The organism is Streptomyces sp. NPDC060198 (assembly GCF_042728415.1).
GTDB lineage: Bacteria > Actinomycetota > Actinomycetes > Streptomycetales > Streptomycetaceae > Streptomyces.
On the sequence record NZ_JBHWZJ010000233.1, the window covers coordinates 1 to 11,323 of the forward strand.

Genomic DNA, 11,323 nt, shown 5'->3' on the forward strand with positions numbered 1-11,323 from the left:
GGCCGGAGCCGGGGCAGCGGGGGCCGGAGCCGGCGCGGCGGCCACGGGGGCCGGAGCGGCGGGGGCGGCCGGAGCCGGAGCCGGAGCGGCGGCCGGAGCCGGAGCCGGAGCAGCGGGGGCCGGAGCGGCGGCCGGAGCCGGAGCCGGAGCAGCGGGGGCCGGAGCGGCGGCCGGAGCCGCGCCCTTGGCGCCGATGACGGCGAGCTTGGCGCCGACCTCGGCGGTCTCGTCCTCGGCGACGACGATCTCCAGCAGCACGCCGGAGACCGGGGCCGGGATCTCGGTGTCGACCTTGTCCGTGGAGACCTCGAGCAGGGGCTCGTCCTCCGTGACCTCCTCGCCGACCTCCTTCAGCCAGCGGGTGACGGTGCCCTCGGTGACGCTCTCGCCGAGCGCCGGGAGGGTGACGTCGGTGCCCTCGGCGGAGGACGCGCCGGTGGCGGCCTCGGCGGTCGGGGCCGGGGCGGGAGCCTCGGTCTCGGTCGACGGGGCGGTGGGCGCCTCGGTGGCCGGCGCGGCGGCCGGAGCGGCAGCCTCGGCAGGGGCGGCGGCGGGCGCGGGGGCGCCGGAGCCGTCGTCGATGATGGCCAGCTCGGCGCCGACCTCGACGGACTCGTCCTCGGCGACCTTGATGGACGCCAGGATGCCGGAGACGGGGGCCGGGATCTCGGTGTCGACCTTGTCGGTCGAGACCTCCAGCAACGGCTCGTCAGCCTCGACGCGCTCGCCCTCGGCCTTCAGCCAACGGGTGACAGTGCCCTCGGTGACGCTCTCGCCGAGCGCCGGAAGGGTTACGGAAACCGACATGGTTTCGGTTGCTCCTTACGAATTGCGGAAGTGGTCGGTCGTCGCCCGGGACTGGATCAGTCGTGGGAGTGGAGCGGCTTGCCGGCCAGCGCGAGGTGGGCTTCGCCCATGGCCTCGTTCTGGGTCGGGTGGGCGTGGATGAGCTGCGCGACCTCGGCCGGCAGCGCCTCCCAGTTGTAGATCAGCTGAGCTTCGCCGACCTGCTCGCCCATGCGGTCGCCGACCATGTGGACGCCGACCACGGCACCGTCCTTGACCTGGACGAGCTTGATCTCGCCCGCGGTCTTCAGGATCTTGCTCTTGCCGTTGCCCGCCAGGTTGTACTTGAGGGCGACGACCTTGTCCGCGCCGTAGATCTCCTTGGCCTTGGCCTCGGAGATGCCGACGGAGGCGACCTCGGGGTGGCAGTACGTCACCTTCGGCACGCCGTCGTAGTCGATCGGGACGACCTTCAGGCCGGCCAGCCGCTCCGCGACGAGGATGCCCTCGGCGAAGCCGACGTGCGCGAGCTGCAGGGTCGGGGCGAGGTCGCCCACGGCCGAGATCGTGGGCACGTTGGTCTGCATGTACTCATCGACGAGGACGTAGCCGCGGTCCATCGCGACCCCGGCCTCCTCGTAGCCGAGACCCTGCGACACCGGGCCGCGGCCGATCGCGACCAGCAGCACCTCGGCCTCGAAGGTCTTGCCGTCGGCGAGGGTCACGCGGACGCCGTCCTGCGTGTACTCGGCCTTGTCGAAGAAGGTGCCGAGGTTGAACTTGATGCCGCGCTTGCGGAACGCGCGCTCCAGAAGCTTCGAGCTGTTCTCGTCCTCGACCGGGACCAGGTGCTTCAGGCCCTCGACGATGGTCACGTCGGTGCCGAAGGACTTCCACGCCGAGGCGAACTCGACACCGATGACGCCGCCGCCGAGCACGATGGCCGACTTCGGGACACGGTCGAGCTTCAGCGCGTGGTCCGAGGAGATGATGCGGTTGCCGTCGATCTCCAGGCCCGGCAGCGAGCGCGGCACGGAGCCGGTCGCCAGCACGATGTGGCGGCCCTGGATGCGCTCGCCGTTCACGTCCACCGAGGTCGGGGACGACAGGCGGCCCTCACCCTCGAGGTAGGTCACCTTGCGCGAGGCGATGAGACCCTGCAGGCCCTTGTACAGGCCGGAGATCACTTCGTCCTTGTACTTGTGGACGGCCTCGATGTCGATGCCCTCGAAGGTGGCCTTGACACCGAACTGCTCGGCCTCGCGCGCCTGGTCGGCGATCTCGCCGGCGTGCAGCAGCGCCTTGGTCGGGATGCAGCCGTTGTGCAGGCAGGTACCGCCGACCTTGCCCTTCTCGATCAGGGCGACGTCCAGGCCCAGCTGCGCTCCGCGCAGGGCCGCGGCGTAACCGCCACTGCCACCGCCGAGGATCACTAGGTCGAAAACGGTGCTGGCGTCGTTCGCCACGTCACGTCCTCCATGCATGTGCGCCGTACGCCGGGCCCCGTGGGGTGTGACCGGCCGGTCGGCTGGTGTTCGGCCGCTTGAGTCGTTCGGCCCTGTGGTGGGGGCCCTGTCCTGCCGAGAACCCATCTTCGCACTTGTTGACCGCCGACGGGACGCGGGGCCCGTTCCGGACGGGGCGCCGTGCGTCACGTCACGGGTCCGATCCGCGCAGAAACATATGGATTCAGGCGAGTTCGTCCAGAGCGAAACCGGTTCGAACGGGAGCCTGCCCCCGTTCGTACGGCGCACTCAATGCGTACAGCCCCGGACATCCGCCCGGGGCTGTACGAGGTCGGTCACGGCGGACCGGCGGGTGGTCAGCCCAGGTCGCCGGCGGCGGTGAGCTCCGCGAGCCGGACCAGGGTGCGCACCGAGGAGCCGGTGCCGCCCTTGGGGGTGTAGCCGTACGGCGCGCCCTCGTGGAAGGCCGGGCCCGCGATGTCCAGGTGCGCCCAGGCGATGCCCTCGCCGACGAACTCCTTCAGGAACAGACCGGCCACCAGGCCGCCGCCCATCCGCTCGCCCATGTTGGCGATGTCGGCGGTCGGGGAGTCCATGCCCTTGCGCAGGTCCGCGGGGAGCGGCATCGGCCAGGACGCCTCGCCGACCTCCTCGGCGATCTCGTGGATCGACGTACGGAAGGCGTCGTCGTTCGCCATGATGCCGAAGGTGCGGTTGCCGAGCGCCAGCACCATGGCACCGGTCAGCGTCGCGACGTCGACGATCGCGTCGGGGGCCTCCTCGGAGGCGCGGGTCAGCGCGTCGGCGAGGACGAGCCGGCCCTCGGCGTCCGTGTTGAGGACCTCGACGGTCTTGCCGCTGTACATGCGCAGCACGTCCCCCGGGCGGGTGGCGTTGCCGCCCGGCATGTTCTCCGCGAGCGCCAGCCAGCCGGTGACGTTGACGCGCAGGCCGAGGCGGGACGCGGCGACGACGGTCGCGAACACGGCGGCGGCGCCGCTCATGTCGCACTTCATCGTCTCGTTGTGGCCGGCCGGCTTGAGCGAGATGCCGCCCGAGTCGTAGGTGATGCCCTTGCCCACCAGGGCCAGGGTCTTCTCCGCCTTCGGGTGGGTGTAGGCGAGCTTCACCAGGCGGGGGCCGTGAACAGCCCCCTGGCCGACACCGATCAGGCCGCCGTAGCCGCCCTTGACCAGGGCCTTCTCGTCGAGCACCTGGACCTTGATGCCGTGCTCCTTGCCGGCGGCCGTGGCCACGGCGGCGAAGGACTCGGGGTAGAGGTCGTTCGGCGGGGTGTTGATCAGGTCGCGGGCGCGGTTGATCTCCTCGGCCACGGCGACGGCGCGCTCGGCGGCTGCCTTGAAGGCCTTGTCGCGCGGCTTGGCACCGAGGACGGTGACCTCGGCGAGAGGCAGCTTCGGGCCGTTGTCCTTGGCCGACTTGGGAGCGAGCTTGTTCTCGCCGCCCTGGTAGGCGGTGAAGGCGTACGCGCCGAGCAGGGCGCCCTCGGCGACGGCGCCGGCGTCCTCCACGGTCGCGGCCGGAAGAGCGAAGCCGGCCTTCTTCGCGCCGGTCAGGGCACGGGCCGCGACACCGGCGGCGCGGCGCAGGGTCTCGGAGTCGTAGGCGTCGTCCGAGTCCGGGGCCGTACCGAGGCCGACCGCGACGACGACGGGGGCCTTGAGGCCGCCGACGGCGGGAACCTTGGTGAGTTCGCCCTCGGCACCGGTGGCGCCCAGGGTCTCCAGGACGGCGGCGAGCTTTCCGTCGAACGCCTTGTCCACGGCCTCGGCACCCGGTGCGAGCACCGGTCCCTTGGAGCCCTTGGCGAGGCCGACGACGAGTGCGTCGGCGCGCAGCGTCGCCGCACCTGCGGTGCTGAGAGTGAGAGCAGTCACGGTGGTGAATTCTCGCTTCCGTTGAGTACATGGAATCGGTCGAGGGGTGGGCCGACCGTGCCCGGCGCATCGTAGACGTGTCCGCAATGCCCGGGGAACGAGCCTACGCGCGCCGTTTGAGCCGAATCACGGCGGTGGTCGCAGCAGTAGGACGTCCGGGCCGGTCAGGGCGGTTCTCGGGGCGAACGGACCCATCGCATAGGGTCGTTGTGAGGCAATGGGTCGAAGGTGCGCCGGGGCGGGTGCGCGGGTACGGGAACGGGGTCGGGCAACGGTGTACGGGACAAGGCCGGGCCGCACGGTGGCGGTCACCTTCCTGATGGTGTCGCTGCTGCTCTCCGGCTGCACCTCGGGGGAGTCCCGCGGGGCACAGGGCGAACCCTCCGCGGCGGGTGCCCCGAGGGCCCCCGCGGCCTCGTCGGCCGGGCGCTGGCAGCCGCGGCCCGGCGTGGACTGGCAGTGGCAGCTCTCCGGGCGGCTCGACGCGGGCGTGGACGTACCGGTGTACGACATCGACGGCTTCGACCACGACGCCGCCGCCGTCGCCGGTCTGCACGACCGGGGCCGCAAGGTCATCTGCTACCTCTCCACGGGCGCCCACGAGGACTTCCGTCCGGACGCCGACGCGTTCCCCGCCTCCGTGCTGGGCAAGGGCAACGGCTGGGAGGGCGAGCGCTGGCTCGACGTCCGGCGCACCGACGTACTGGAGCCCCTGATGGAGGCCCGGATCGCGATGTGCGCGAAGAAGGGCTTCGACGCCGTGGAGCCGGACAACATGGACGGCTACCGCAACGACACCGGCTTCCCGCTCACCGCTGCCGACCAGTTGGCGTACAACCGGCTGATCGCCCGCATCGCGCACCGCCACGGTCTGGCCGTCGGCCTCAAGAACGACCTCGACCAGATCCCCGCGCTCGAACCGGACTTCGACTTCGCGGTGAACGAGCAGTGCGCGCAGTACGGCGAGTGCGAGGAGCTGACACCGTTCGTCGAGGCGGACAAGGCCGTCTTCCACGTCGAGTACGAACTCCCGGCCGCCGCGTTCTGCGCCCGCTCGCGCGAACTCGGGCTCAGCTCGCTGGAGAAGAAGTACGAGCTGGGGGTCTGGCGCAAGAGCTGCACGACGGGGACGGGGGCCCCGGCGGGCGCGTGAACCGCCGCGGTGTCGTACCGCCCGGCCGCGAGCTTCCTCCCCGGCCGTGCTTCCTCCCCGGCCCGGTGGGGCGCGGCCGGTACGGATGACCCGACAGCGGGCCCGGGCCCGTACGGACACGCGTCAGCCGAGTGCCAGCACCACCAGTGCCGCCGTCGCCGCCGTCTCCTCCACCGCGCCGAACACGTCCCCCGTCACCCCGCCGAACCGCCGCACGCAGTGCCGCAGCAGCGCCTCGGACGCCCCGAGCGCGAGCAGCGCGGCGAGCGCGTGGTGCACCACCCCGCCCGCCCCGGCCCACTGCGCCCCGCCGGCCGCCGCGCAGGCCGCGACCGCGACCACCGCGACAGAGACCGCCCCCGGCACGGGAACCGTGCCGGCCACCACTGCGCCCAGCCCCTCCGGACGGGCCGCCGGTACGCCCCGGCGCGAGGCCAGCGTCAGCGCGAGACGGGCGGCGACGGCGGCCACCACCGTGCCCGCCGCGCCCTCGGCCCAGCCGCGCCCGTAGAGCTCGTAGCCGGCGGCGACCTGGGCCAGCAGGACGAAGAGCAGGGTGATCACGCCGAACGGCCCGATGTCCGACTGCTTCATGATCCGCAGCGCGTCCTCGGCCGGCTTGCCACTGCCGAGGCCGTCCGCCGTGTCCGCGAGGCCGTCCAGATGGAGTCCCCGGGTGAGCGCCGCCGGTACGGCGGCGGAGGCGACCGCGGCGAGCAGCGGGCCCGAACCGAGCAGCAGCGCCAGCGAACCCAGTCCCGCCGCGAGCAGCCCCACCACGAGCCCGGCGAGGGGCGCGCAGAGCATGCCCGCGCGGGCGGCGTCACGGTCCCAGCGGGTGACGCGGACGGGCAGCACGGTGAGGGTGCCGAAGGCGAAACGGAGGCCGTGGCCGTTCAGGGAGTTCACCGCGAGCACGTTAGTGCCTCCCGCCGGACGGTCCGGTCGGGACGGAGGCCTCAGCCCGCGCGCAACGCCGACCGATCGGACAAGATGTGACGAATGCACACAAGGGGTTCGGTCGGGAGAGGGTGGAATGGGTCACTGGTGGCACACCAACATCACCGAACCGGGAAAACTGCCGCTGCTCCTCGCGCTGGCCGCCTTCGTGCTGACCTTCGCCATCACCCGCACCGTCACCCGCATGATCCGGGCCGGGAAGGGACCGTTCCGCAACATCACACCCGGCGGGGTCCACGTCCACCACGTCGTCCCCGGTGTGGTGCTCTCCGTCCTCGGCGGTTTCGGCGCCGTCGCCAGTGGCCAGCACAGCATCACCGCCATGGTCTTCGCGGTGATCTTCGGGGTCGGGGCGGGCCTGGTGCTGGACGAGTTCGCGCTGATCCTGCACCTGGACGACGTCTACTGGACGGAACAGGGCCGCCAGAGCGTGGAGATGGTCGTGCTGACCACCTCGCTCGTGGTGCTGGCCCTCGCGGGCTTCTCGCCCCTCGGGGTGAACGAACTGACGGACGAACAGGAGAGCGGCAGGCTCGGCCTCGTCCTGACGATGGTCGTCAACTTCCTCTTCGTCCTGGTGACGCTCTTCAAGGGCAAGGCGCGGATGGCGGTCGTCGGCGTCCTCGTCCCCTTCGTCGCGGTGATCGGCGCCCTCCGGCTGGCCCGCCCCGCCTCACCGTGGGCCAAGCGGTTCTACGGCCACCGCCACCGGACCCGCGCCCGCGCGGTGCTGCGCGCCTACCACCACGACGTGCGCTGGGCCGGGCCCCGCCGCAAGTTCCAGGACCTGATCGGCGGGGCCCCGGACCGCGTACCGCTGCCCGGCCCGAAACCCTGACCCGGCAGGCGCTCAGACGGCCGGGTCAGCCACGACGTCGTCCCGCTCCTCGGCAGGCTCGTCGACGGGCTTCTCCGGCTCCCGCTCCGGCAGCTCGGCGGCGAAGGCTGCGGCGGCCCGCACCAGCGGGAGGGCCAGCAGCGCGCCCGTACCCTCGCCGACCGTGACCCCGTGGTCGAGCAACGGCGTCAGCGCCATCCGGTCCAGCGCCTTCGCCTGCGCCGGCTCACCGCTCGCCTGCCCGGCCAGCCACCAGTCCGGCGCCCGGAACGCGGCCCGCTGCGCCACCAGGGCGCAGGCCGCCGAGACCACGCCGTCCAGGACCACCGGGAGACGGCGCACCGCGCACTGGAGGAGGAACCCGGTCATCGCGGCGAGATCCGCGCCGCCCACCGCCGCCAGCAGCTCCACTTGGTCCCCGAGGACCGGACGGGCCCGGCGCAGCGAGTCCCGGACCGCGGCGCACTTGCGCATCCACGCCAGGTCGTCGATCCCCGCGCCGCCGCGCCCGGTCACCACCGAAGCGTCCGTACCGCACAGCGCGGCGATCAGGGTGGCCGCCGCCGTCGTGCCGCCCACGCTGAGGTCGCCCAGCACCACCAGGTCGGTACCGGAGTCGGCCTCCTCGTCCGCGATCCGGATGCCCAGCCGCACGGCCTCGGCCGCCTCCTCGGCGGTCAGGGCGTCCTCGACGTCGATCCGCCCGGTCCCGCGCCGCACCCGGCCGCGTACGACGGACTCCGGCAGCAGCTCCGGGTCGCAGTCCAGGCCTGCGTCGACGATGCGTACCGGCACCGAGAAGCTCCGGGCCAGCACCGCCAGCGGGCTCGCCCCGTCCAGGGTGGCGCGGACCAGCTCGTACGCGCTCCCCGCGGCACGCCCGGAGACGCCCAGTTCGGCGACCTTGTGGTCACCGGCGAAGAGCACCACGCGCGGCTGTTCCACGGGCCGGACCGGCACGGACTGCTGCGCGGCGGACAGCCACTCGCCCAGTTCGTCGAGCCGGCCGAGCGCGCCGGGAGGGACGATCAGCCGTCCCCGGCGTTCCTCGGCGTCGCGCCGCACACCGCCGTCGGGGCGCTCGATCAGGTCGGAGAAGTCGTCCAGGTTCACGGAGGTCTGCCTCGCGGGTCGTTGCGTCGGGGGCCGGAGCCCGCTGCGGGCTCCCTGCGGAACAGTATCCGGACAGTATCCGCCGCATCCTTCCCCCGATCGCCGCGAGGGCGCCCGCCGGGGGCCCGGCCCGCGACGACACGGCGCGCGTGCTCCGGGGCCGGGAGGACCCGCCGGAGAGATTGCCGCCGCCCGCCTCTGGCCGCGTGGAGCTACCCGGCGGTATACAAGCTCCGTCGTGTCGTGCGGTGACGGTCTCGCGCGGCGGTGTCCAGGTCCCACGGGGAGGAACAGGCATGGCGGTCAACGGACTTGCGGGTACGGGTACGGCGGCACGGCGTCGGGCACGGGCGATGGCGCTGGGGGCGGCGCTCGGGAGCTGCGCGCTGCTCGTGGCCACGGTGACACCGGCCGCCGCGCACGGGACCGGCTCGGGGCACGGGGAATCCGGGCACGCCGGCTCCGGGCACGGCGAACGCGACGGCCACGGAGGCTCCGGCCACGGAGGCGGTCACGGGCACGGAGGGGCTCCGGCGCACGGCCTGCGTTACGTCGCCCTCGGAGACTCGTACACGTCGGGGCCCGCCATCCCCCCGCAGGTCGACCTCGGTTGTGCCCGCTCCGCCCGCAACTACCCCTCCCTGGTCGCCGGGCGGAGGGACGCGTCCGCGTTTCTGGACGTGAGCTGTGGCGGTGCGACGACCGAACAGATGTGGACCGCGCAGGGCACCAACCCCCCGCAGCTGCAGGCGCTCCGACGCGACACCGATCTCGTCACGCTGCAAATAGGCGGCAACGACATCGGTTTCGGGTCCATCATCGCCACCTGTGCCGGCCTGGGCGTCCAGAACCCGGCGGGCGACCCGTGCCGGAGCCACTACACCGCCTCCGGGACGGACCAGCTGACCGAAGCCGTCGCGCTGACCGCTCCGAAGATCGAGCGCGTCCTGCGTGCCGTGCACGCGCGGTCGCCGCACGCCCGGGTGCTGGTCGTCGGGTACCCCGACCTGCTGCCCGACGACGGCAGCGGCTGCTTCCCCGCGGTGCCCTTCGCGGCCGGGGACTTCCCCTACCTGCGCGACACCGAGAAGCGGCTCAACGCGATGCTCCGCCAGGTGGCCGTCCGCAACCGTGCCGAGTACGTCGACACCTACCGGCCCACCGTCGGGCACGACATGTGCGAGGCCCCCGAGAACCGCTGGATCGAGCCGCTGGTGCCGGCCTCGCCGGCGGCTCCCGCCCACCCGAACGCCAAGGGCGAGCAGGCCATGGCGACGGCCGTGCTGAACCGGTTGGGGTAGCGGCTCCGGCAGGTGCCGGGCGCGGCTCGGGGAGCGCCCCCGCCCGGCGCCCGCGGCCCCGCGCCCTCAGCCGCGCAGCACCACCGGGATCCCCGCCACCACCAGCAGCACCGTCTCGCACTCCGCCGCGAACGCCGCGTTCAGCCGCCCCAGCTCGTCACGGAACCGCCGTCCCGCCGCCGTCGCCGGGACCACGCCCGAACCCACCTCGTTCGTCACCGCCACCACGGTCCGCGAGGTCTCCCGCACGGCGGCGACCAGCTCCGCGACCCGCGCCCGCAGCGCCTTCTCGCCGCCGTCCGCCCACCGGCCGTCGTCCCAGGCGTCCACCCGGTCCATCGCGTCGGTCAGCCAGAGCGAGAGGCAGTCGATCAGCAGCGGCGGCCCGTCCGCCCGCAGCAGTTCCGCGACCTCGCAGGTCTCCTCGGTGCGCCAGGCGGACGGCCGGCGCTCCCGGTGCAGCCCGATGCGCGCCGCCCACTCGGTGTCCCCGTCCCGCCGCCCGCCCGTCGCCACGTACACCACGTCCGGGAAGGTCTCCAGCCGCAGTTCCGCCTCCACCGACTTCCCCGACCGGGCGCCCCCGGTCACCAGGGTGCGGCGGGGCACCTCCGGGAGGGTGCGGTACTCCCCGGTGACCAGCGTCGTCCCGTCGGGCACCGCCCGGGCACCGGCCGCCGCGAGCCGGCGGTCCAGCTCGGCCCCGGGAGGGGCGTCGTGGTCCAGGTGGACGGCGACGATCTCGGTGACCGGCCCGACCGCGTCCACCGCACGCAGCCGCGCCAGCGCGTCGGGCCGCCCCACCACATCGCCGACCACCAGGTCGTACGGCTCCGCGAACGGCTCGGCGAGCCCGGCCGGAGAGGCGCCCTGCGGCAGGTACAGCAGCCGTTCGCCGGCGGGGGAGACGACCTCGTACCCCGTGCCCGGCGCGTCCATCGGCACCGCCCGCACCCGGTGCCCGCTGATCAGCGTCAGCACCTGTCCGTCCGGCACCCGGCCCGCCCGGGGGAGCCCGGGGGGCAGCTCGACGGCGGGCCCGTTCTGGGGGCGGGTCAGCAGCACCTGGCGCACCCCCGCCAGCGAGTGACCCGCCCGCGCGGCGGCGAGCGCCGCGCCCGGGGTGAGGTCGAGCAGCACGGCGTCGTCGACCAGCAGGGCCGTGGTGGCCCGCGCGGACCCGCCGAGGGCGGTCGCGCACACGGCGCAGGGGCAGTCGGGCCGGGGCAGCCCGCCGGGGGCTCCGGTGCCGAGGAGAGTCAGTTCCACACCATGATCCTGCCGCGTGCGCGCCGAGCGTGCGCGCCCGGCCGCGCCCGCGAGACACGCCGCGGACACCCGCGGACCCCCGCGGCCTCCCGCCGGGGCCTGCGTGAGCGGGTTCCGGGCACCCCCGACGGCAATGTTCCGGACGATCGCGGCAGGATCGCGGGTGGAGGCCCTAGGCTCGGGGCAGCATCAGGACCCAGGAGGCTGACATGGCGTGGACGTGGCGGTTCGAGAAGTCCGACGGTACGGAGACGGAGCCGGCGCTGCAGCCGGAGGAATTCACGACGCAGGGTGACGCGGAGTCCTGGATCGGCGAGTTCTGGAAGGAACTCCTGGACGGCGGGGCGGACCAGGTGACGCTCTTCGACGACTCCACGAAGATCTACGGCCCGATGAGCCTCCACGCGGAACCCGACCCGGCTCCGGACGTGGACCCGGAGCCCGACGAGCCCTCCGGCACCGACGCGGCGGCGGAGCCCGGCCCGGACGCGGAGACCGTCTGACCGTACGGGAGCGGGCGGCCCCGGAACCTCCCGGAC

General features: G+C 73.6%; 9 protein-coding genes and 1 pseudogene. 4 read left to right on the forward strand and 6 right to left on the reverse strand.

The window, feature by feature from the left end:
- From ACFWEP_RS24185 to ACFWEP_RS24195, 3 genes are all read right to left on the reverse strand, one after another.
- Positions 1-807, reverse strand: an 807-nt coding sequence (locus ACFWEP_RS24185; RefSeq protein ID WP_387372804.1) for a biotin/lipoyl-containing protein, incomplete at its 3' end; no start/stop codon positions are given.
- Between the two features lie 56 nt (positions 808-863).
- Entirely contained in the window at positions 864-2,252 is a 1,389-nt protein-coding gene (gene lpdA, locus ACFWEP_RS24190; protein WP_387372806.1) for a dihydrolipoyl dehydrogenase, read from the reverse strand.
- A gap of 356 nt (positions 2,253-2,608) precedes the next feature.
- Positions 2,609-4,150 (reverse strand): leucyl aminopeptidase, encoded by a 1,542-nt coding sequence (locus tag ACFWEP_RS24195; protein WP_387372808.1) that lies wholly within the window; start codon positions 4,148-4,150, stop codon positions 2,609-2,611.
- Positions 4,151-4,469: 319 nt separating this feature from the next.
- Here ACFWEP_RS24195 and ACFWEP_RS24200 point away from each other — a divergent pair, with 319 nt between their 5' ends.
- Positions 4,470-5,303 (forward strand): endo alpha-1,4 polygalactosaminidase, encoded by an 834-nt coding sequence (locus tag ACFWEP_RS24200; RefSeq protein WP_387372820.1) that lies wholly within the window; start codon positions 4,470-4,472, stop codon positions 5,301-5,303.
- Between the two features lie 123 nt (positions 5,304-5,426).
- Here the strand turns inward: ACFWEP_RS24200 and ACFWEP_RS24205 are convergent, their stop codons facing one another.
- Complete coding sequence (locus tag ACFWEP_RS24205) at positions 5,427-6,212, reverse strand: adenosylcobinamide-GDP ribazoletransferase (RefSeq protein WP_387372810.1); 786 nt, start codon at positions 6,210-6,212, stop codon at positions 5,427-5,429.
- A 127-nt stretch (positions 6,213-6,339) separates the two neighbouring features.
- On the opposite strand from ACFWEP_RS24205, the gene ACFWEP_RS24210 reads away from it, so the two are divergent.
- Positions 6,340-7,101: a hypothetical protein gene (locus tag ACFWEP_RS24210; RefSeq protein WP_387372812.1), complete on the forward strand. Its 762-nt coding sequence runs from the start codon at positions 6,340-6,342 to the stop codon at positions 7,099-7,101.
- A gap of 12 nt (positions 7,102-7,113) precedes the next feature.
- Here the strand turns inward: ACFWEP_RS24210 and cobT are convergent, their stop codons facing one another.
- Positions 7,114-8,214, reverse strand: coding sequence for a nicotinate-nucleotide--dimethylbenzimidazole phosphoribosyltransferase (cobT, locus tag ACFWEP_RS24215; RefSeq protein WP_387372814.1), 1,101 nt, complete (start codon positions 8,212-8,214; stop codon positions 7,114-7,116).
- A gap of 296 nt (positions 8,215-8,510) precedes the next feature.
- Here cobT and ACFWEP_RS24220 point away from each other — a divergent pair, with 296 nt between their 5' ends.
- Positions 8,511-9,515, forward strand: a complete 1,005-nt coding sequence (locus ACFWEP_RS24220; protein ID WP_387372816.1) for an SGNH/GDSL hydrolase family protein — start codon at positions 8,511-8,513, stop codon at positions 9,513-9,515.
- Positions 9,516-9,581: 66 nt separating this feature from the next.
- Here ACFWEP_RS24220 and ACFWEP_RS24225 read toward each other — a convergent pair whose 3' ends face one another.
- Positions 9,582-10,784 carry a bifunctional adenosylcobinamide kinase/adenosylcobinamide-phosphate guanylyltransferase gene (locus ACFWEP_RS24225; protein WP_387372818.1) on the reverse strand — a complete coding sequence of 401 codons (1,203 nt, stop codon included), beginning with the start codon at positions 10,782-10,784 and terminating at the stop codon, positions 9,582-9,584.
- 209 nt (positions 10,785-10,993) lie between these two features.
- Between ACFWEP_RS24225 and ACFWEP_RS24230 the strand changes: the two are divergent.
- Positions 10,994-11,194 (forward strand): annotated as a pseudogene (locus tag ACFWEP_RS24230) (hypothetical protein); the annotation flags it as partial.
- Positions 11,195-11,323: the final 129 nt, after the last annotated feature.